Origin of the sequence: Bordetella muralis (assembly GCF_965139205.1) — a bacterium.
Classification (GTDB): domain Bacteria; phylum Pseudomonadota; class Gammaproteobacteria; order Burkholderiales; family Burkholderiaceae_B; genus Bordetella_A; species Bordetella_A muralis.
In genome coordinates this window covers 399,737-419,949 of the sequence record NZ_CBCSIU010000002.1, presented here as the reverse complement: position 1 = coordinate 419,949, position 20,213 = coordinate 399,737, and the positions used below count along the sequence as shown (strand labels likewise).

At 61.8% G+C, this 20,213-nt stretch carries 18 protein-coding genes; 9 read left to right on the top strand and 9 right to left on the bottom strand.

The window, feature by feature from the left end; all coding sequences use genetic code 11:
* Positions 1-6: 6 nt before the first annotated feature.
* The gene (locus ACNA0I_RS06335) at positions 7-492 is read right to left on the bottom strand and encodes a DUF421 domain-containing protein (protein WP_415805219.1); all 486 of its coding nucleotides are present in this window, start codon (positions 490-492) and stop codon (positions 7-9) included.
* 388 nt (positions 493-880) lie between these two features.
* Between ACNA0I_RS06335 and ACNA0I_RS06330 the strand changes: the two genes are divergently transcribed.
* Genes ACNA0I_RS06330 through ACNA0I_RS06315 form a run of 4 tightly spaced genes read left to right on the top strand, consistent with a single transcriptional unit; the run spans position 881 to position 4,900 of the window.
* Positions 881-1,393, top strand: a complete 513-nt coding sequence (locus ACNA0I_RS06330) for a (2Fe-2S)-binding protein (protein WP_415805280.1) — start codon at positions 881-883, stop codon at positions 1,391-1,393.
* A 4-nt stretch (positions 1,394-1,397) separates the two neighbouring features.
* The gene (locus ACNA0I_RS06325) at positions 1,398-2,393 is read left to right on the top strand and encodes an FAD binding domain-containing protein (RefSeq protein ID WP_415805218.1); all 996 of its coding nucleotides are present in this window, start codon (positions 1,398-1,400) and stop codon (positions 2,391-2,393) included.
* A gap of 11 nt (positions 2,394-2,404) precedes the next feature.
* Positions 2,405-4,639: a xanthine dehydrogenase family protein molybdopterin-binding subunit gene (locus ACNA0I_RS06320; protein ID WP_415805217.1), complete on the top strand. Its 2,235-nt coding sequence runs from the start codon at positions 2,405-2,407 to the stop codon at positions 4,637-4,639.
* A gap of 57 nt (positions 4,640-4,696) precedes the next feature.
* Entirely contained in the window at positions 4,697-4,900 is a 204-nt protein-coding gene (locus tag ACNA0I_RS06315; RefSeq protein ID WP_415805216.1) for a hypothetical protein, read from the top strand.
* Between the two features lie 65 nt (positions 4,901-4,965).
* Here the strand turns inward: ACNA0I_RS06315 and ACNA0I_RS06310 are convergent, their stop codons facing one another.
* Positions 4,966-5,793, bottom strand: coding sequence for an IclR family transcriptional regulator (locus ACNA0I_RS06310; RefSeq protein ID WP_415805215.1), 828 nt, complete (start codon positions 5,791-5,793; stop codon positions 4,966-4,968).
* Positions 5,794-5,906: 113 nt separating this feature from the next.
* Here ACNA0I_RS06310 and ACNA0I_RS06305 point away from each other — a divergent pair, with 113 nt between their 5' ends.
* Positions 5,907-6,884 (top strand): Bug family tripartite tricarboxylate transporter substrate binding protein, encoded by a 978-nt coding sequence (locus ACNA0I_RS06305; RefSeq protein ID WP_415805214.1) that lies wholly within the window; start codon positions 5,907-5,909, stop codon positions 6,882-6,884.
* A gap of 167 nt (positions 6,885-7,051) precedes the next feature.
* Positions 7,052-9,349 carry a cytochrome P450/oxidoreductase gene (locus ACNA0I_RS06300; protein WP_415805279.1) on the top strand — a complete coding sequence of 766 codons (2,298 nt, stop codon included), beginning with the start codon at positions 7,052-7,054 and terminating at the stop codon, positions 9,347-9,349.
* A 25-nt stretch (positions 9,350-9,374) separates the two neighbouring features.
* Here the strand turns inward: ACNA0I_RS06300 and ACNA0I_RS06295 are convergent, their stop codons facing one another.
* From ACNA0I_RS06295 to ACNA0I_RS06275, 5 genes are all read right to left on the bottom strand, one after another.
* A complete protein-coding gene (locus tag ACNA0I_RS06295) occupies positions 9,375-10,538 on the bottom strand; it encodes an acyl-CoA dehydrogenase family protein (protein ID WP_415805213.1) in 1,164 nt (387 codons plus the stop codon).
* A gap of 88 nt (positions 10,539-10,626) precedes the next feature.
* Positions 10,627-11,973 (bottom strand): NtaA/DmoA family FMN-dependent monooxygenase, encoded by a 1,347-nt coding sequence (locus ACNA0I_RS06290; protein WP_415805212.1) that lies wholly within the window; start codon positions 11,971-11,973, stop codon positions 10,627-10,629.
* Between the two features lie 7 nt (positions 11,974-11,980).
* Positions 11,981-12,979, bottom strand: a complete 999-nt coding sequence (locus tag ACNA0I_RS06285; protein ID WP_415805211.1) for an ABC transporter substrate-binding protein — start codon at positions 12,977-12,979, stop codon at positions 11,981-11,983.
* A gap of 32 nt (positions 12,980-13,011) precedes the next feature.
* Positions 13,012-13,719: an ABC transporter ATP-binding protein gene (locus ACNA0I_RS06280; protein ID WP_415805209.1), complete on the bottom strand. Its 708-nt coding sequence runs from the start codon at positions 13,717-13,719 to the stop codon at positions 13,012-13,014.
* 3 nt (positions 13,720-13,722) lie between these two features.
* Entirely contained in the window at positions 13,723-14,598 is an 876-nt protein-coding gene (locus ACNA0I_RS06275; RefSeq protein ID WP_415805208.1) for an ABC transporter permease subunit, read from the bottom strand.
* 265 nt (positions 14,599-14,863) lie between these two features.
* Here ACNA0I_RS06275 and ACNA0I_RS06270 point away from each other — a divergent pair, with 265 nt between their 5' ends.
* On the top strand, positions 14,864-15,874 hold the full coding sequence (locus ACNA0I_RS06270) for an SPFH domain-containing protein (protein WP_415805207.1): 1,011 nt from the start codon (positions 14,864-14,866) through the stop codon (positions 15,872-15,874).
* A 154-nt stretch (positions 15,875-16,028) separates the two neighbouring features.
* Here ACNA0I_RS06270 and ACNA0I_RS06265 read toward each other — a convergent pair whose 3' ends face one another.
* A complete protein-coding gene (locus tag ACNA0I_RS06265) occupies positions 16,029-16,835 on the bottom strand; it encodes an FxLYD domain-containing protein (RefSeq protein ID WP_415805206.1) in 807 nt (268 codons plus the stop codon).
* Positions 16,825-17,709 (bottom strand): hypothetical protein, encoded by an 885-nt coding sequence (locus ACNA0I_RS06260; RefSeq protein ID WP_415805205.1) that lies wholly within the window; start codon positions 17,707-17,709, stop codon positions 16,825-16,827. Before ACNA0I_RS06260 ends, ACNA0I_RS06265 begins: the two co-directional genes overlap by 11 nt.
* A gap of 215 nt (positions 17,710-17,924) precedes the next feature.
* Here ACNA0I_RS06260 and ACNA0I_RS06255 point away from each other — a divergent pair, with 215 nt between their 5' ends.
* Both ACNA0I_RS06255 and ACNA0I_RS06250 read left to right on the top strand, forming a co-directional pair.
* Positions 17,925-18,833: an aldo/keto reductase gene (locus ACNA0I_RS06255; protein ID WP_415805204.1), complete on the top strand. Its 909-nt coding sequence runs from the start codon at positions 17,925-17,927 to the stop codon at positions 18,831-18,833.
* A 26-nt stretch (positions 18,834-18,859) separates the two neighbouring features.
* Positions 18,860-20,164 carry an NTP/NDP exchange transporter gene (locus ACNA0I_RS06250; RefSeq protein WP_415805203.1) on the top strand — a complete coding sequence of 435 codons (1,305 nt, stop codon included), beginning with the start codon at positions 18,860-18,862 and terminating at the stop codon, positions 20,162-20,164.
* Positions 20,165-20,213: the final 49 nt, after the last annotated feature.

The following is a 20,213-nucleotide window of genomic DNA, read 5'->3' as shown; positions in this document are numbered from 1 at the left end:
GTTTGCTCAGGTTCGCTTGATTACGCTGATGTTGCCGTCGGCTTCGATATAGGCGCGGTGTACCTCGTTGACATCGTCGACGCCTTGCTGGCGCAGCTCGCTCAGTAGTTCGTCTTTGGTGATGAATTCTTTGCGCAGATTGCGCGTGCGGATCTGGCCGTCCTGGACGAGGCAGACACGATCCGCGGTGAGGAGCCGCCCAATGGGTTTGACGTAGTAGGCAAGGCGGTCAATGGCGACGGTCCAACCGATGATGGTGGCGACCAGGATCATGCCATCGGTAATGGACTCGTATTGGCCCGCCATGCCGTTCTGCGCAGCATCGGCGATCAAGACCAATACCAGCATGTCTGCGATTCCCACCGAGCCTACGTCTCGTCTACCCGCCATTCTGAGCAGTAGAAAGATGAACCAGTACATCATGCTGCCGCGGATGATGATCTCCAGCGGCGACATCGAGAGCGAAAACATGGTCGTCCAGTCGGGCTGCATATTCTTCTCTTTCCGTATGTAGGTATATGCAGAGAGCAAGTTTCGGGCCTGAACAAAAATCGCGTTGCAACGGCGCGTTCAGGCGGTGAGCAGGGGCAGGGCGATGGCCTGGCATGCGGCTTGCGTACGCCGGTCGGGCGTCTTTGCTTTTCAGGAGAATGCAGTGAATCTGAGCATGCACGTTCCGCAGCCCCCGCACCCGAATCCCGGCCGGCCGACGATCCCGCCAGAAATCCCGCCGGACAACCCACCAGAAATCCCGCCTGATGGCCCTCCTGATACGCCGCCCGGGGAACCGCCGATCACGCCGCCGCATGAGCCACCTACGGATCCGCCCCGCGAGCCGCCCACTCAGCCGCCACAGAATCCTGAAACAGACGAGCCGGACGTGGATCTCCCGCCTGCGGAGTCGCCGATCCGGCATCAAGTGTCGCAGCACGGCATATCGACCGCATTACGCGTTAACGGCGTGAGCCATGCGTTGACGCTGGACCCTCGCGCGACGTTGCTGGACACCTTGCGCGAATCCCTTCACCTGACTGGCACCAAGAAAGGCTGCGACCATGGCCAATGTGGCGCCTGTACGGTGCATGTCGACGGCAGACGGGTCAACGCCTGTCTGGTGTTGGCGGTGACCCTGCACGGCAAGGACGTCACCACCATTGAGGGCCTGGGCAGCGCCGAGTCGCTGCATCCCTTGCAGGCCGCATTCGTCGAGCATGACGGCTATCAGTGCGGCTACTGTACTGCCGGGCAAATCATGTCGGCAGCCGCGTTGTTGCATGAACCATGCGGAGACAGCGACAGCGAGGTACGAGAACTGATGAGCGGCAACATTTGCCGCTGCGGGGCGTATGCCAACATCGTTGCAGCGATTCAAGACGTACGCGGGAAAGGGTAGACGCATGCACCAGTTCCAATACACGCGCGCCACCGATATCGATGCCGCGCTGCGCCTGTTCAGCACGCAAGGGGCCGGCCCGCCGCCCCGGTTTCTGGCAGGCGGCACGACCCTGGTGGACTTGATGAAACTCGATGTCGAGACCCCGGCGCATATCATCGACATCAACGGTTTGGGTCTGAACGACATCGAGGTATTGCCCGACGGACGCACCCGCATTGGTGCGCTGGTGCGCAATGCCGACCTGGCGCGCGACGAGCGCATCGCGACCCATTATCCCGTTCTGTCGCAGGCACTGCTCTCGGGTGCGTCGGCGCAGTTGCGCAACATGGCTACCACCAGCGGAAACCTGCTGCAGCGTACGCGCTGCGTTTATTTTCGTGATCGAGCGGCCCGGTGCAACAAGCGCGATCCGGGTAGCGGCTGCGATGCCATCGGCGGGCATAATCGCAATCTGGCGATTCTGGGTACCAGCGAACATTGCATTGCCAGCAATCCATCGGACATGAATGTGGCGTTGATGGCGCTGGACGCCACGGTGCATGTGCAGGGCCCGGATGGCAGGCGTGATATCGCACTGCGCGATTTCTACCTGCTGCCCGGCGACACGCCGCAACATGAGACGGTACTGGACCCCAATGAGCTGATCACGCATGTGACTCTGCCCGCCAGCGCGGCAAGCGAGCGTTCGTGCTATGTGAAACTGCGCGACCGCGCGTCGTATGAGTTTGCGCTGGTGTCGGCTGCCGTGGTGCTGCAGGTGCGCGATGCACACATCCTGGCTGCGAGTATTGCGTTGGGTGGTGTAGGCACGAGGCCATGGCGCTGCCCATCGGCTGAGACGGAACTCGCGGGCCGTGCTCCCAGTGCCGCACTGTATGAAAAAGCCGCCCAGTCGGCCTTGCAGGGTGCGGTCGCGCAAAGTGAGAACGGGTTCAAGATCGAGCTCGCGCGCCGTTGCCTGATCCACGCTCTGTCCACGGCTCTGCCGCTGCAATAAGGACGCACCTGATGGTTCAATCAATGCTTGCTCATCCTGATGTCATCGGACAGCCCAGCGTCCGCATCGATGGTCCGTTCAAAGTCAGCGGCGCAGCGCGCTACGCCGCCGATTTCATGCTGCCGGATATGCTGCACGCCGTGCCGGTGTGCGCCACCATCGCGCATGGCCGCATTACCGGATTGGATACGGGGGCGGCAGAGGCGATGCCGGGGGTGCACATAGTCATTCACCATGGCAACCGGCCGCCGCTCTATCGCGCCGCCAGTGGCAACATCGACGAGGCTCGTCCTCCGCTGGACGACCAGATCGTTCGCTACTATGGCCAATATGTGGCGCTGGTTGTGGCCGACACCCCGGAGCAGGCGCAGGCCGCTGCCAATGTGGTTGATGTGGCTTATGAGGCCAGCACACCGCACGTCTCACCGCCCCGAGACATCCCTGAAACGCGGGATGAGCAGTCTCGCGCAGACCGGGAGGCCTCTCTCACCGTTGAAAGCGAACGAGGCGATGCGGCGGCCGCCTATGCGAGCGCGGACGTGCAGATCGAGACGATATACAGCACACCGGTCGAGACCCACAATTCGATGGAGCTGCATGCCTGCGTTGCTGCGTTCGATGGGCAGGCCTATACGTTGTACGAGTCTACGCAGGGCGTCGTGAACCATCGTGAGGTGGTGGCTCAGATGCTGGGTACTGGAAAAGAAAACGTACGGGTGATCTCGCATTACCTCGGCTCGGGATTTGGTGGCAAGCTGTGGCCGTGGCCGCACTCCGTGTTGGCCGCCGCCGCCGCACGTTTACTGGGCCGCCCCGTCAAGGTGGTCATCAGCCGCGCCATGACGTTCCACAGCGCGGGGCATCGTCCCTACACGCACCAGCACATGAGGCTGGGCGCGACACCAGACGGCAGATTGGTGTCGCTGCAGCATCACTATCTGAGTCAGGCATCCATGCTGGATGATTACCGGGAACAGTGTGGCCAGGCAACACCACGTATGTACAGCACGCCCAATCTGAAAGTGTGCTGGGGGCTGGCGCGACGGCACGTGGGCGCGCCAACGTCGATGCGAGGGCCTGGGGCGGTGCCCGGGATGTATGCGCTGGAGTCGGCCATGGATGAATTGGCCGTGGCGTTGCAGATGGACCCGGTAGCGTTAAGGCTGCGCAACGAACCGCAGCATGACGAAGGCACGGGTATGCCGTTTTCGTCGAGACACCTGCGCGAATGCCTGGAGCAGGGCGCCGAGCGCTTCGGCTGGCAACACCGCCAACCTGCGGTAGGTGCCATGCGCCGCGGCGACGAGGTATTGGGCTGGGGCGTGGCCGCGTGCTCATGGCCCGGTTTGCGCATGCCGACCGATGCCCGCGTCAGTTTGCACGCCGACGGCTCGGCCCGGTTGGTCTGCGCGACACAGGACATCGGCACAGGCACATACACGATTCTGGCGCAATTGGTGAGCGCAGAAACGGGCTTGGCGCTGGATCGTATCCAGATTGGTCTGGGCGATACGCGATTTCCGCCGGGACCCGTATCAGGCGGGTCGGCCGCGACGGCGTCGATTGTGCCAGCTGCACTCGAGGCCTCGCGCAAAGCGGTGAGGGCAGCCTGTCGTCTGGCGGTAGGCAAGGATGGCCCTTATGCCGGGCAATCGGAGCAGAGCCTCGCGATGCGGGATGGCCGTATCTGCGTTGCCGATGACAAGGCCGACGCTGGCGTGCCGCTGGCTCAGGTGTTGACGAAGGCTGGCGTGGCCAGCGTGACGGGCGACGGTCATGGCGGCAGCGGCAAATCATTGAAGAAACAGTACTCGATCAATTCATACGGGGCGCATTTTGTAGAGGTCGCCTGGCATCCTGCTACGGCGCGCCTGCGCGTGGTGCGTGTCGTGACGGTCATCGATGGCGGCCGCGTACTGAACCCCCGCACCGGCCGCAACCAGATCGAAGGCGCCATCGTGATGGGCATAGGGATGGCCATGTTCGAGCAGACGCATTACGACACGCGTTCGGGTGCGCCCATCAACAGCAATCTCGCCGACTACATCATGGCAACGCACGCCGATGCGCCGCAACTAGACGTGAGTTTTCTGGATTATCCCGATCTCATCTGGAACGAGGTGGGCGCTCGCGGCATAGGCGAAATAGGCTTGGCAGGGACGGCTGCCGCCATCACGAATGCGGTCTACCATGCCACGGGCGTGCGGGTGCGCGATCTGCCGGTGCGTATCGAAGATCTGTTGTGATCGGACGCAGGTACGCAACATGCGGGTAAGACGATTCCTATACAACAGGAGGTCATCATGAAGCTGAGAATGTTTGCCTTGCCCATCATTGCCGCCGGTCTGGTACTGGGGGGCTGCAGCCATCGTCATCACGACGGTGACAGCACCTACGACCGTCCGGGTTATCAGAACTCTGCGCCACCCCCGGCGCCTGCCACGATGCCGGACAACAACACCAACACCCCGAGCCCGGCCTATCCCTCCTCGGGTGGCTCACGCTGAGCCTCTATGCGTCACGGTCGCCCGCCGCGAGCGGGCGGCTCGCGCACACCCCATTTCCGCCCAGGTCAGGAATTTGCCCTGTAGCCTAGCAAATGACTGATGGCCTGGGCTTCCCGGCGTACCGCTTGACCTACTACGCCTTCCGGCGAAGGGTCGAATCCGCCGGATGCGCCTAGCGCCGTCAATACCGCTCGAGGGCGGCCCGTATAGTCGTAGAGCGGCGCGGCGACCGCGCTGATGCCCGGCAGATTGGTATCGCGTACGGAAGCGCAGCCGGCATCCCGCACGGATTGGCACAGCACCTCGATAGGCTCATGGGCGTCCAGCAGCGCACGCTGCGCGGGTGTGGCGGCCCGTAATTCCGACCGAGCCATTGCAGATACTTCGCGCTCATTCAACGCAGCCAGCAACGCGCGGCCGGTGGCCGACCAGAGTATGGGCAGCACCGAGCCTACCCGCACATTGACGGTCACGGGCAGGCCGGGCTCTTCAAATCGAACGATGGTGGGTCCTTTGTTGCCCATCACTGCGACAAAGCAGGTGACCTCGAGCTCCTCGCGCAACCGTATCAGCGAGGACTCCGCCATGCGGATAGGGTCCGCCTGCCGCATCGCCGCCAATCCCAACAACAATGTTTCCAGGCCCAGGAAATATTGCTGGGTAGAAGTGTCCTGGTTTACTAGACCGCCTTCCACGAGGCTCACGAGATAACGATGCACTTTGGCAGGGCTTTCGTCGATATGCGAGGCGATCAATGTCAGGCTCGCGCGTCCGCCCAGGCTACCTAACGCTTTGAGAATGGCGGTACCGGTCTCGGCAGCCTGGACTCGCTGGCGGCGTTCGCGAGGGCGGGTAGAGGCGGGGGTAGCGGATGGAGGGTTCATAGTGGGCATTAGGGGGGAGATGACCCGATGATAGGTTATCCCGTATTGACGATTTACGCATAGCGTATAGAATTTACGCAAAATAAGCTACGCTTTGCAGCCACAACACCACGGAGACAATCATGCCCTTTGGCCGCTTTACTCGCGCGTTCGCCTGCTCCCTCCTCACGATGACGGCGGCAGCCCCCGCGCTAGCCGACGACTATCCGTCCAAGCCGATTCGCTGGATCGTGCCGTATGCCGCCGGCGGTGGCTCGGATTTCCTGGCGCGTACGATCAGCCAGGGCCTGTCGCCGCGGCTGGGGCAAACCATTGTGGTGGACAACAAGCCCGGCGGGAATACGGCGATCGGCGCTTCGGAAACGGCGCGTTCGGCGCCGGATGGCTACACCATGTTGTCGGCCGACAATGGCACGCTGGTTTTCAATCCGGCGTTGTACGCAAAGCTGTCCTATGACCCTGAGAAAGACCTGGCGCCCGTGACGCTGCTAGGGAAATTCCCGATGATTCTGGTCGCCGGCCCCGCGCTGAAGGCCACGGACGTAAAGGGTTTCATCGCGGAGGTCAAAGCCAGTGCCAAGGGCATGGATTACGGGTCGGCCGGCGCCGGCAGTCCGCATCATTTGGCGATGGAATTGCTCAAGGTGGAAACCGGAGTGAATCTCGTACACGTACCGTATCGGGGTGCCGCGCCCTCGCTGGCGGATGTTGCGGGCGGGCAAGTGCCCGTCATGATGGTCGATCTGGCTGCCGGGGCCGGGTTCATCAAGGGCGGCAAGGTCCGCGCGCTCGCCGTGGCGAACCCCACACGTTTGCCTCAGCTGCCTGATGTGCCGACGTTTGCCGAGCTGGGCTACAAGAATGTCGAGGCGGCCGCTCAGGTAGGCATCGTCGTCCCGGCTGCAACGCCGAAGCCCATCATCGACAAGCTGAATCATGATCTGGTGGAGACGATCAAGGATCCCACGATTCGCCAGAAGCTCGTGGACTTCGGCATCGAGCCGGTGGGTGACACCCCCGCGGAATATGCCGCGCTGCTGAAAGACGAGCGCGTTCGCTGGCACAAGCTGATTCGCGATCTGAATATCAAACTGGATTAATCGCCTCTCGCGCGTTACCGCATTACAGGAACGACGTTATGTCATCACGTTTTAGTCAAGGACAAACCCAGGTCGACGGACAGCGATCCGGGCCCGTTGAGGTGTTGGGTGCGACGCACGCTCAGAACCCGAGCCCGGCAGCTGGCGCAGGCTGTCCAGTGCATCAGATGACTAACGCCGCTCCTTCCGGCTGTCCCGTACACGTGAGCCCTCGCGCCGCGGAGTTCGATCCGTTCGGTGACGCTTATCAGCAGGACCCGCCGGACTATGTCCGCTGGGCGCGCGAGCAGGAACCGGTGTTTTATAGCCCAAAGCTCGGCTATTGGGTCGTAACGCGCTACGAAGATATCAAGGCGATCTTTCGTGACAACATGACGTTCAGTCCATCGATTGCGCTTGAGAAAATCACGCCGACAGGGCCCGAGGCGAATGCGGTGCTGGAATCCTACGGCTACGCCATGAACCGTACCTTGGTCAACGAGGACGAGCCGGCGCACATGCCGCGGCGTCGCGCGTTGATGGAGCCTTTCACGCCAGAGGCGCTCAAGCATCACGAGCCGATGGTGCGCCGTCTGACGCGCGAGTATGTGGACCGATTCATCAATGACGGTCGCGCGGATCTCGTCGATCAGATGCTGTGGGAAGTCCCCTTGACGGTGGCGCTGCATTTCCTCGGCGTGCCCGAGGAGGACATGGATCTGCTGCGTCAGTATTCCATTGCGCACACGGTCAATACGTGGGGCCGGCCCAAACCAGAGGAGCAAGTTGCGGTCGCCCACGCCGTGGGAAATTTCTGGCAGTTGGCCGGAAAAATCCTGGACAAGATGCGTCAAGACCCTAACCAGCCGGGCTGGATGCAATACGGGATACGCAAACAAAAAGACTATCCCGATGTGGTGACGGACTCTTATCTGCATTCCATGATGATGGCTGGCATCGTTGCTGCACATGAGACGACGGCCAATGCGTCGGCTAACGCCATCAAATTGCTGTTGCAGCATCCGGACGCCTGGCGTGATATCTGCGAAGATCCCTCGCTGATTCCCAACGCGGTAGAGGAATGCCTGCGTCATAACGGTTCGGTGGCGGCATGGCGACGGTTGGTCACGCGCGATACGAATATCGCGGGAACGCCAATCCCGGCAGGATCGAAATTATTGATTGTCAGTTCGTCAGCGAATCATGACGAGCGCCATTTTGCCGATGCGGATCTGTTTGATATCCGGCGTGAGAATGCCAGCGATCAATTGACCTTTGGCTATGGTTCGCATCAATGCATGGGCAAGAATCTGGCCCGCATGGAGATGCAGATTTTCCTCGAGGAATTCACGCGCCGTCTGCCTCACATGCGTTTGGCCGATCAGGCATTTACGTATGTGCCGAATACGTCGTTCCGTGGGCCGGAGCATGTGTGGGTGGAATGGGATCCTCGTCAGAATCCAGAGCGTGCGCAACCCGAGATTCTGTCGCGTCGTCAGGCGGTGCGTATTGGTGAGCCGTCTACGCATGCGGTGACGCGGCCGGTGATGGTAGAGCGTGCCGATGCGGTCGCTGAAAATATCGTGATGCTGACCTTGGCCTCGCCTGATGGAAAGGCGTTGCCGCGTTGGACTCCTGGTGCGCACATTGATGTGGAATGCGGCGATACGGGGATGTCGCGTCAATATTCACTGTGCAGCGACCCCGCGGAAACTGGGCGGCTGCAGATCGCGGTATTGCGAGAAACAGAGAGCCGCGGTGGATCCGCCTGGGTGCATGAGTATGCGAGACCGGGCACGCGGTTGCGTATCCGTGGTCCGCGCAGTCATTTCCGATTGGATGAAACGACGCCTCGGGCGGTCTTTATCGCGGGTGGCATAGGCATTACACCGATCAGCGCGATGGCCCGCCGTGCGCGCGATCTGGGCATCGACTACGAACTGCATTACAGCGGGCGCTCGCGTGACGGAATGGCGTTGTTGGCGCAGCTGCAGCAATTGCATGGTGAGCGTTTGCGTGTGTATGTCTCGGAGGAGGGCACGCGGAATGATTTCACGGCATTGCTGGCGCAGCCTGCGGCGGGGACGCAGGTGTATGCGTGCGGTCCGGAGCGCATGTTGGAGGCTTTGACATCGGCTTGTGCGCATTGGCCGGAGGATACGCTGCGGGTGGAGCATTTTCATTCCACGCTGGGGTCGTTGGATCCGTCGAAAGAGCAGACGTTCGAGGCGGAGCTCAAAGACTCTGGCTTGGTGGTCACTGTACCGGCGGATCAGACGCTGTTGACTGCGTTGCGGGCGGCCAATATCGATGTACAAAGCGATTGCGAAGAAGGACTATGCGGGTCGTGTGAAGTGCGGGTGTTGGCCGGGGATATTGATCATCGGGATGTCGTGCTGACTCGGGCTGAGCGCGAAGGGAACGGCAAGATGATGAGCTGTTGCTCTCGGGCTCGGAATGGCGGGCGCATTGTGTTGGAGTTGTAGATGTTGGTTTGAGGCGTGGCGAGGATCAGAAGAACGCCCCGGTAGGCGGCAGGACGCCGTTGAGCAGGTGATCACCGAGAAAACGCTCTTTGTACAGGCGCGGGTTGTGGGACGAAATGACTTTGATGTTGCGCCAGTGCCGGTCCAGCGCGCCCTCAGTGGTGACGACCGAACCTGAACCCAGGTCTATCAGCCAGCCTGCCAGTTGCGGCGCGATGTCGTCGGCGACGATCTTGGCTTCGGTCGCCTTGAGCGTCGCAGCCAGGGCCAGTGCATCGGCCTGCGCGCTGCCGTAGGCGTCGAAAGCGGCTGCAAGCGCCAGTATCGCGCGTTCTATGACAGCTTCCAGTGCGCCGGCGTGTGCAGCGATGCGGCCAAGCTGCGCCTGAAGCACGGCTTCGTCACGCGGCATGTCGGCCTGGCCATGATAGAAGTTGCGCCGCCGTTCGTGGATGAGCTGGACACTGTCGCGCGCGATGCGGCGGGCGATGCCGGCGATGGCGTTGGTCAGGTACACCTGGTGGAAGGTATAGCGCCAGGTGCCGTTGTGCGCTGCCCGGGCGGGTGTGGGATAGATATCGCCGGCCTGGATGTGTACCTCGGCGAATCGCGTGTTGCCCGAGCCCGTGAGCTTCTGGCCAAACCCGGGCCAGTCGTCGTCCAAGTCCACGCCCGGAGCGCTGGTCGAGGCGAGGTACTGCACCAGTTCCTCCTCGCGGCTTTCGCGGGCAGGGCCGAGGAGCCAGTCGGCATAGAGGTTGCCGGTGGAATAGGGTTTGATGCCGCTACCCACATAAAAGCCCTGCGCGGCACGCCATTCCAGGCGTCCGGTAACGTCTGACGGTGCTTCGCCAGCGCGTTTGGGCGGGGCATTGCCGAAGCCTAGACCGAATGTGCGGCCTTCGGCGGCTTCGCGCAGCAGCCGCGCGTACAAGGGCTCGCAGGGCGCGCGCAGGGCTTCTTCTACCGCGAAGAAGTGATTGCGGAAAGCGTGCGCGATATTGGAGTCGGCATAGGACAGGTCGCGTGCGAGCTGGAAAAGATCAGGCAGCGCCAGTCCAGCGCCGCCTTGTTCGCGCGACAGGCGCAGCCTGCCTAAGCCAGCGGCCTTGAGTTCGGCGACGCGATCCCGGGGAAGCCGCCGCTCGACGTCGCGCTGCGGCGCTTCGTTGGCAATCGATTCGAACAACGNCTCGAATCCCAGCGCGTGCGTGATGGCGCTCCAAGCGTAGCCTGACGTCTCTATGGCGAATTCATGCTGCATGGTATGGCTCCCGTCAGGCACTGAGGCGCTCGACGGCGCCGGGACGAAAGGGCTCCAGACCCAGATGGCCGCGCAGCGTGCGGGTCTCGTACTCGTGGCGATAGCGCCCCGCGCGCTGCAGGACGGGAATCACATGGTCCGCGATCAGATCCAGGCCGGCGGGCTGCACGTCAATGTTGAGATTGAATCCGTCGGCGCCCCGTCCATCCACCCATTCGATGATGTTGCGTGCAAAGCCGTCGGGCGTGCCCGTGTAGACGCGATGCCCGCCCGTGATGTTGGAGAACATCAGTTCGCGGATGTTCCAGCCGTTGGTGCGGGCTTCCTTGAGCATCTCGTTGCGGTGCCAGCGCGAGGCGATGGGTACGATGGATTCATTCGCATCTATCTTGGCGTGCGGCAACGGCGCGTCAAGATCGGCGAGGTCTGCAGGCTCCAATGCCAGGTGGCGGGCCAATTCGGCGCGTAGCGCCTCGGTGTTCAGCAAGTCGTCCAGCGCCCGCTTGTGGCGCAGCGCCTCATCGTCGGTGGAGCCCAGGATGGGAAACAGGCCCGGCATGATGAGCAACTGGCCGGGATCGCGGCCGAAAGAAGCCGCCAGGCGCTTGGTCTCGGCATAGAACGCTTGCGCGCTGGCCAGCACCCGCTGGCCCGTAAACAGCGCGTCGGCGTAGCGCGCGCCAAAGGCCTTGGAGTCGGCAGATTGGCCGGCCTGAAAGATCACCGGACGGCCTTGCGGGCTTTCCGGCACCGACAACACGCCGCGTGACGCGAAATGACGGCCGCGGAAATCGATGGGGCGCAGTCTGGCCGGGTTCAGGTAGACGTGTGAGGCCGCGTCGGCCTCGATGGCCTGTATCGGCAAACTGCTCCACAGGCTTGTGACGATCTCGACGAATTCGCGGGCGCGCTCGTAGCGTTCGGCCTGATCCCAGCCTTTGTCGACGCCGAAGGCGCCGAGCGACGGCGGGTTTTGCGAGGTGATGATGTTCCACGCTGCGCGGCCCCGGCTGATGTGATCGATGGACGCGATCTGCCGGGCGATGGTATGAGGATGGCCGAACAGCGAGGTTGTGGTGGCGACCAGGCCTACATACTGCGTATGCTGTGAGAGTGCCGCGACGAGGATGGACGGGTCCAAGGCACGCCAGGGGCGGGTGTGGCTTTCCGTCACCAGGCCGCCCGGGCCGTCGGCCAGGAAGATAGCGTCTATCAGAGCCCGTTCGGCGGACTTGGCGATGGCCGTGAAGTGGTCGATGTCGGTGGACAGGGCCGCAGCGTCGGGCAGGGTCTTCCAGGCGGCGTCGTGGCGGCCAGAGGCCAGTACGTTGACGCCCAGCCGTATCGGATTTGCAGACATGGTGGATTCAAACCTTGATACTGTGGTCAGCGACCTTGATGTTGGACTTGATGATGCCGTGCGAGGCCAGCCAATCGGCGGCCCGCTGGAACTCGGTGATGAAGTCATCGTCATCCGGCTCGTAGAACTTGTTTTTGCGGGCGTAGCTGACCAGCTTGTCGCGCACGGCGTCGTTGTACTTGCCTTCGCGTTGGGCAATGATCTCGGCTTCGACAGGATGCTCGGAGATCCACTGGCCCTCGATGTAATAGGCGTCCTGCACGGCGCGCACCAAGGCGGCATTGCGCGTGGCGAAGTCGCGAGTCACGACCAGCGAGCTGTAATCGATCAGAAAGTCCAGGTCGGTCCCCTCGAAGAAAATGTCCTTGGCGCCGTTCTGTTCCCGCGAGATGTCCACGCCGGGCGACCACATGGACCAGGCGTCGACCTTGCCCTGGGCGAACGCGGGGCCCGCGTCGGGCGGATTCAGGTAGACGAACTGCACCTTCTCGCGCGGCACGTTGAATTTCTCCAGCGCGGCGACGACCAGGAACTCGCCGAGCCCAGCCCTGTTGACCGCCACGCGCTTGCCGGCCAGGTCACGCACGTGGTTGATGCCGCTGTCTGTCTTGACGATGATGGCGGTCGAGCGGGGCGAGTACACATTGAAGGAGGTGAACACCAGGGGCGAGCCGGCCAATATGGCCGCCAACGCGGGCGTGGTGGAACCCCAGAAGCCGAAATCGGCGCTGCCGCCCACGACTGCCTGCAGCGAGGGAGCGTGGTTGGCGAACGGACCTATCCATTCGACTTTGATATCTCGTTCCTTCAGGCGTTTTTCCAATTCGCCGCGTTCGCGCGCGACCAGCGGGATTCCGCCGCGGCCATAGCCCAGGCGCACAGTATCCGTATCGCGGGTACCCTGGGCGGCCAGGCCTCGCGTAGGGACAATCAATCCTGAGGCCAGCGTTGCGGCGCCCATTTTCAGCAGGCCGCGGCGGGTCAGAGGGGTATTAAGAACGGGCATGAAATGCAGCTCCTGTTTTTTGGGGTCGAAGGCTACCGGCGGATCAGATCGTCGGCCACACCCAGCTTGGTGAGCAGGCCGTGGCGCAACTGTGTGAAATCGTTTTGGCTGCTGGTGACGTGCTCGCTGGCAATGCGGCCGTCGCGCATGACCAGGATGCGGTCGGCGATGGCAATAGCCTCGTCGACATCGTGAGTCACGATAAGGACGCCGGGGCGATGGCGCGCCACGAGTTCTCTTACCAGTACGTGCATCTTGATGCGGGTCAGCGCATCGAGCGCGGCGAAAGGCTCGTCCAGGAGCAGCAGGCCGGGCTCTCGGACCAAGGCTCGGGCCAGCGCCACTCGCTGCGCCTGGCCGCCCGACAGGTTGCGCGGCCAGTCGTCCTCGCGGCCAGCCAGGCCGACCTCGGCCAGGGCGGCGCGCGCCTGAGGCACGGAATCGGACGGCCGTCCGAGCATGACGTTATCGAGCACGCTGGCCCAGGGCAGCAAGCGGTGCTCCTGGAAGACCACGGCGGCTGAGCCGCGGGCGTGGATGGTGCCGGCATCGGGCGCATCCAGGTCGGCCAGCGCGCGCAACAGCGTGGTCTTGCCGCAGCCGCTTTCGCCGAGCAGGGCAACAAACTCGCCTTTGCGTATGGTGAGGCTGAGGTCTTCGATGACGGTGCGTTCGCCGTAGTTGCGCCGCAGGCCATGCACTTCGACAGCGAGTTCGGAAGCGGGAATGAGGGTATCCATGGTTCACCCCTTGTCCGTGAAGTTGGGATGCCAGGACAACAAGCGGCGTTCCAGCATCCGAGCCAGACCGTCGGCGACGACGCCGATGAGGGCGTAGATGATGATGGTCAACACGATGACGTTGGTCTGCAGAAATTCCCTGGCATCCATCGCCAGAAAGCCTATCCCCGAAGTGGTGGCCAGTGTTTCGGCGATGACCAGCGCCAGCCAGGCCGTGGCCAGCGAGTAGCGCACGCCGGTCAGCACTGAGGGCATCGCACCGGGCAGGATGATGCGGCGCACAGTGTCCAGCCGCGACAGGCCCGTGACCTGGGACACTTCCAGCAGCTTGGGGTCAATCTGGCGGATGCCGAGGACGGTATTTACGTAGAGAGGAAAAAATACGGCCAGCGAGACCAGGAAGATCTTGCCTGTCTCGTCCACTCCGAACCACACGATGACCAGCGGCAGCAGGGCCAGGAAGGGAATGGCGCGGATCATCTGGATGGGGCGGTCCAGCAGCGCATGCGCCACGCGGGAGAAACCTGTCAGCACGCCGAATCCGAATCCGGCCGTGCCGCCGATGAGAAAGCCTGCGAGGGCCCGCAACAGGGAGGCCCCCAGGTGCCGGAACAATTCCCCGGAACGCAGCAGGTCCCATGCGGTGATCAGTATCGAGCTGGGAGGCGGGAGGACCTGAGAGCGGATGAGGCCCGCTTGGGTAGCTGTTTCCCAGACTATGACGAGCAACACCGGAACTAGCCAGGAGAGCAGAAAGTAGTTGGCCGGATTGATGATGCCGGCGCGCGCCGTCTTGTTGAGAGGACGGGTTCGCGCGGCGCTGCGTACCGAGGTGTCAGCGTGTACAGAGGGCGGCGAGGTGGCAGTACCGAGGGACATGAATCGTGCCTGGAAACGATGGGTGAGCCGCAGATTCTAGGTAAACACCTCTACGGGGCAAACGATCAATTCGTCATTTTTTAATCAGGCATATTCAAATTACGGCGCTGTTGTTTGACATGCTTTCGGTGTTCTCTACATGCCGTCGTGGCGTGGGCAGGTGTCCTGGTTGCGTCAACCACTCGTGAGCCCGAGCAGAGGCGGGCGCAATATATTCAATCGCGCTATATACTGCGCACCAACCAGGAAAAGGGAGGAGCCTCGTATGGGTTTCGGTTCATTTATCCGCAAACAATTTATCGACATCCTGCAATGGAATGAGGACACCGATGGCGTACTCGCCTGGCGTCATCCCATGCAGGATTTTGAAATCCAATATGGGGCCAGCCTGACCGTACGCGAATCGCAGATGGCGGTGTTCGTCAACGAAGGCCAGATCGCGGACGTGTTCGGCCCCGGTATGTACAAGCTGACCACGCAGACGCTGCCGGTGCTGACGTACCTGAAAAATTGGGACAAGCTCTTTGAGTCGCCGTTCAAGTCGGATGTGATTTTCTTCAGCACCCGGTTGCAACTGGGACGGCGCTGGGGCACTACGCAACCCGTGACGATACGCGACAGCGAATTCGGCATGGTGCGGCTGCGCGCCTTTGGGGTGTATTCGTATCTGATCTCCGATCCGGCCAAGTTCTATCGCGAGATCAGCGGTACGCGCGATGTCTTTACCGTTGACGATCTGGAACAGCAACTGCGCAATATGGTGGTGGCGGCCATGACGACGGCGCTGGGCGGATCGAACGTCGCCTTTTTGGATATTGCGGCCAACCAGGGCCTGATGTCGCAAAAAATCGCCGAGGCGCTCGGCCCGGTGTTCGATCGGTATGGCATCAAGCTCGATAACTTCACCGTCGAAAACGTGTCTTTGCCCGAGGAACTGCAAAAGGCCTTGGATACGCGGATTTCGATCGGGATAACGGGCGATCTGGGCAAGTACACCCAATACCAGACCGCCAGTTCCATTCCGATGGCCGCGCAGAACGAAGGTGGAATCGCCGGTATCGGTGCTGGCCTGGCCGCTGGCGCGGCATTGGGGCAGACCATGGCGCAAGGGCTCGTGCCCGGCGCTGGCGCAGCAGCCGCTGCGGCGGCTGGGTCTGCCGGCGCGGACCCTGTCCAACGCCTGCAGCAACTGAAAGATCTGCTGGACAAAGGACTGATCACCATTGCGGACTACGACTCGGCCAAAGCCGAGGTGCTCAAGAAACTCACCAGCTAGAACACGATGCAGCAGGTTCTGTGTCCGCAGTGCGATGCACCCGGTCAAACTTACACGTTACGTGTGTGGAGCGAACTTCAGAGCCTGCTGAGCCGCGGTGGCGATGCTGGTATCCCGACGCCAAGCGACGCATGAGGACGCCCGTCGGCGGCGACTACTGCGCCTCGGCATCATAGACGACCGCGACGCGTGCAAAATTGGCGCCGTGCTGTTTGACGTCGAATTGAAACGGCACGCTTTCGCCGGGCTTGAGCGTCGGCACGCGCAGTTGCTCATAGCGCGCGCCCGTCAGATGATCTTTGGCATCGTACAGGCTGACCCATACGCGGATTTCGTCGACGTTGCTTGACGACTCATTGAGCACACGGCCGAACACCGTCACATACTTGTACTGATAACGGTACGTGAAATTCAAGGTGCCGCCGCCAATGCCCGCGTCGGTTTTCTCGATGGTGACTTTCAGCTTGGGGCGCGGACCGGGCAGGGCGGCGGGTTTGGCCGGCTGCCAGTCTGCCTTGATTTCCGTGATCTTGTTAAAGCGCTCGCCCGTGAACATCATGGGCACACGTTCGCCAGGATAGATCGTGCCGGGCATCGTCCACTCGTGACGCAACCCGATCGCGGTCGATCCCTCAAAGAACGCCATTGTCACGTTGGGATCGACCATGATGGTGTCTTTGCTCGTGTTCACGAACTCCAGATAAAGCTGCGAACGCCCGATTTCGCTGGGCAGCCGATGCGGATCGACGACGGCCATGACTGAGCTGTCGAAAAACTTGAAGTTCTCGTCCAGCAACTCTTCGGTACTGAGGCGCAAATGATCGATGACCCGGACATTGGCGGGATCGACGTGAATGATGCGGGACGGACTGGGTGTCGGCGGGACTTCTGTCGCTTGTGCAAACACCAATGAGGGAATCATGCCGGCCAGCAGCACGGCGGTGTAGCGGCTAGCCTTCACTTTGCACCATATAGTCATAAGACGCGACTTTCTCGTCGCTGAACATATCGCAACGTACATCGAACGGTGTGGCGGCGTTTGGCCCCAGCTCATTGGCCACGCCATAACCTGAACCCACGCCAATGATGCGGCCGTCTTTGCCATACAGCGTGACGACAATTCTGGCGCTGCGCGCCGTGCCCATCTCGATGTTGCGCGCCAGCCCCACCAGACGATAGGTGCCGTCGTTGAGGACGAGTTGCACCTTTTCGGCGACCACGGCACGGCTGATACGGTCGGTCGGAGACACGCGCTGGACTTTCAACTCGTAGCGAGTGAAGGGTTCATCGGGCATCGATAGGCGCACAGGCGCATACTCGCCCGGCAACAGCGTATTGGCGACCGGTGAGCCCGAGGTGCTGCTCAGCGTCAATGCATCCCGGTAAAAGGTCGCCGATACGGTCGGCGCGTTGATGTCGCGGCCCGTGTCATTGTGCATCAGCATGACGAGTTCGCGGCCACGGCCGGTCTTGATATTCTGCACATCGGTGAGCTTGATCAGAGCAGGATCGATGGGCTTTTCGGGCTCGTAACGAGGGACGGGCGTACTCGAATCGTGCAGCAGCGTCATCACGAGCGGCACCAGAAAGACTGCCGCCACCGCGGCAATAATGATCGCAATCGCAGCCGGCTTGATTTGCACCGGCGCGGGCTGCGGCTGCTGCATGCCCCGCAGGATTTTTTCCAGCCGCTGGGCAACATCGTCCTCGACCAATGTGACGGCCTGGCAATGATTGCAGCGATACTCGTTGGTCGCGAGCTTGGTGAACTGGCTGCTGCCACAGGCGGAGCAGGTCAGTGTGATGGTGTTGATGGTGGTACGTTTGGTGGGCATGCGCGCGGCCCCGCTTGGCGCGGGCAGGGTGATCATCCTGGGGCGCAAGGATAACCCGGCGCGCAAAACGCCGCGGGGCCTGCTCGCATCAAAATATTACGAAATACGAATAAAAGCAGTGCGCCGCTTCGGACGGCGCACCTTGGCAGGCGCGCCATGCGACGGTTATAAGAGCAGTTCAACGCCTCTCGCAGCCCGTCCCAAGGAGTGCCCGCATGTTCACACGCCGCCGCTTTTTATATGGGTTGTCCGCATTGAGCGCCGGGACCCAATTCCCTGGCACGGTGCTGGCGGCTGATCCCGCGATGGACCTACGGCGCATTCCTTCGTCAGGCCAAACTGTGCCAGTCATCGGAATGGGAACGGCGGATAGCTTCAACGTCGGCGACTCTGAACAAGAACGGGCACCGCTGCGCGAGGTGATGCGCCGATTCTTCGCCGCTGGGGCCTCGGTGATTGACACGGCGCCCAGCTATGGGCAATCGGAAACCGTGATCGGTGATTTGCTGGCTGGGCTCGGCCTGCGCGACAAGGCGTTTCTCTGCACCAAGATCGGTGCGTCGGGCCGCGAGGCAGGACAGGCTCAGTTTCAGGAATCATTGCGGCGTCTGAAAACAGACAAGGTCGAGCTGCTGCAGGTGCATAATCTGCGGGATTGGCGCACGCAATTGGCGTTGATCCAAGAGCTCAAGGCCCAAGGCGCCGTCCGCTATTCAGGCCTGACTCACTATTATGAGGGAGCGCACGATGAGTTGGCGGACGCCGTGCAGGCCGCCAAGCCCGATTTTCTGCAGATCAATTATTCGGTAATCGCGACGGGTGCGGAAAAGCGCTTATTTCCCATGGCGCAAGACCTCGGCATCGCCGTATTGATCAATCGTGCCTTTGAGGATGGCCGATTGTTTCGCGAGGTGGCTGGCAAGGCGCTGCCTGGTTGGACGGCAGAGGCGGGCATCACATCATGGGCACAGGCCTTTTTGAGATTTGCGATCAGTCCGCCCGCCGTGACCGCGGTGATCCCGGCAACCAGCCGGCCCGATCGGCAGAGCGATAACCTGAAGGCAGGATATGGGCCGCCATTGACGGCAGAACAACGTCGATCGTTGCAGTCGATGTTCGCCTGATAGCGCGTGACGTGACATCCAGGCCTATGCCCATAAAAGCGAGTCTGATTCGCCTGCTGAACCTGCGCGACGGAGAGGGCGCTGCGGTGGCCGCAGGCGTGGGCATGTTTTTTCTGTTGTTCTGCGCGTATTTCATGCTCAGGCCTGTGCGCGAGACCATGGGCGTGGCTGGCGGTGTCGACAACCTGCAGTGGTTGTTCACCGGAACATTTGTGGTCACGTTGATCGCCATGCCGCTGTTCGGTTGGGTAGCTTCGCGTGCGCCACGGCGGCATATTCTGTCCTGGGTATATGGGTTTTTTGTCGTGAACCTGCTGGCGTTTGCCGTAGTGTGGTGGCTGCAGGCCGACATCGTATGGACCGGGCGCGTGTTCTATATCTGGTTGTCGGTGTTCAACCTGATGGCGATTTCACTCGCCTGGAGCGTGCTGGCCGACGTGTTTGCCGGCGAACAGGCACGCCGCTTGTTCGCGTTGATGGCGGGCGGCGCGAGTCTGGGCGGACTCGCAGGGCCATTGCTGGGCGCGTTGCTGGTCGAGCCCTTGAGTCATAGCGGTTTGCTGGTATTGGCGTCCGCGCTTCTGACCGCCAGCGCAGGCTGCGCGGCGTGGCTGCATCGTTGGCGTGACCGGTATCCCGACGTGGCAGAGGATGCCGATGATCGGATCGAGCGTCATCGCCCGCTAGGCGGCAACCCCTTTGCCGGCGTGACGGAGGTATTGTGCTCGCGCTATTTGCTGGGCATTGCCTTGTTTGTGACGCTCTTGGCCAGCGTCAACACCTTTATGTATTTCGAACAAGCGCGCATGGTGGCCGAACATTTTCCGGACCGCACACGCCAGACGCAGGTCTTTGGATTGATTGACGCGGTGGTGCAGGGCCTGGCCATCCTGACGCAGGTATTTTTCACGGGCCGGATTGCGCAGCGGCTAGGTGTGCAAGTGTTGCTGACGGGCGTGCCGCTGTTGTTGGTAGCGGGCTTTTTGTGGTTGGCGTGGTCGCCGGTGTTTGCCGTGTTTGTCGTGGTGATGGTGGTGCGCCGTGCCGGTGAGTACGCCCTGGTGCGCCCAGGCCGCGAGATGCTTTATACGGTGCTGCCTTCGGAACAGAAATACAAGGCCAAAAATTTCAACGACACAGTGGTGTATCGCGGCGGCGATGCAGTGAGTGGCTGGGTGAAACGCGGGGTGGACTTGATAGCGGACCAGCCGTCTTTGGCGCTGCTTTTGGGCGCGATGATTGCATTGGCTTGGGCCTTCACGGGGGCGTGGCTGGCGCGCCAGTATCGGCGACGGGAGCCAGGCGCAGGCAACCATGAAGAGCCGGGCTGATATCATCAGCCCGGCGGATGCTCGGGTGGCGGCGGCTGGGTCACTGAGT

Bases quoted from the DNA above. Each gene is read 5' to 3' on its own strand.
- ACNA0I_RS06335 (WP_415805219.1), bottom strand. From the start codon at position 492: ATGCAGCCCGACTGGACGACCATGTTTTCGCTCTCGATGTCGCCGCTG.
- ACNA0I_RS06325 (WP_415805218.1), top strand. From the start codon at position 1,398: ATGCACCAGTTCCAATACACGCGCGCCACCGATATCGATGCCGCGCTG.
- ACNA0I_RS06320 (WP_415805217.1), top strand. From the start codon at position 2,405: ATGGTTCAATCAATGCTTGCTCATCCTGATGTCATCGGACAGCCCAGC.
- ACNA0I_RS06315 (WP_415805216.1), top strand. From the start codon at position 4,697: ATGAAGCTGAGAATGTTTGCCTTGCCCATCATTGCCGCCGGTCTGGTA.
- ACNA0I_RS06310 (WP_415805215.1), bottom strand. From the start codon at position 5,793: ATGCCCACTATGAACCCTCCATCCGCTACCCCCGCCTCTACCCGCCCT.
- ACNA0I_RS06305 (WP_415805214.1), top strand. From the start codon at position 5,907: ATGCCCTTTGGCCGCTTTACTCGCGCGTTCGCCTGCTCCCTCCTCACG.
- ACNA0I_RS06300 (WP_415805279.1), top strand. From the start codon at position 7,052: ATGACTAACGCCGCTCCTTCCGGCTGTCCCGTACACGTGAGCCCTCGC.
- ACNA0I_RS06290 (WP_415805212.1), bottom strand. From the start codon at position 11,973: ATGTCTGCAAATCCGATACGGCTGGGCGTCAACGTACTGGCCTCTGGC.
- ACNA0I_RS06285 (WP_415805211.1), bottom strand. From the start codon at position 12,979: ATGCCCGTTCTTAATACCCCTCTGACCCGCCGCGGCCTGCTGAAAATG.
- ACNA0I_RS06280 (WP_415805209.1), bottom strand. From the start codon at position 13,719: ATGGATACCCTCATTCCCGCTTCCGAACTCGCTGTCGAAGTGCATGGC.
- ACNA0I_RS06275 (WP_415805208.1), bottom strand. From the start codon at position 14,598: ATGTCCCTCGGTACTGCCACCTCGCCGCCCTCTGTACACGCTGACACC.
- ACNA0I_RS06270 (WP_415805207.1), top strand. From the start codon at position 14,864: ATGGGTTTCGGTTCATTTATCCGCAAACAATTTATCGACATCCTGCAA.
- ACNA0I_RS06260 (WP_415805205.1), bottom strand. From the start codon at position 17,709: ATGCCCACCAAACGTACCACCATCAACACCATCACACTGACCTGCTCC.
- ACNA0I_RS06255 (WP_415805204.1), top strand. From the start codon at position 17,925: ATGTTCACACGCCGCCGCTTTTTATATGGGTTGTCCGCATTGAGCGCC.
- ACNA0I_RS06250 (WP_415805203.1), top strand. From the start codon at position 18,860: ATGCCCATAAAAGCGAGTCTGATTCGCCTGCTGAACCTGCGCGACGGA.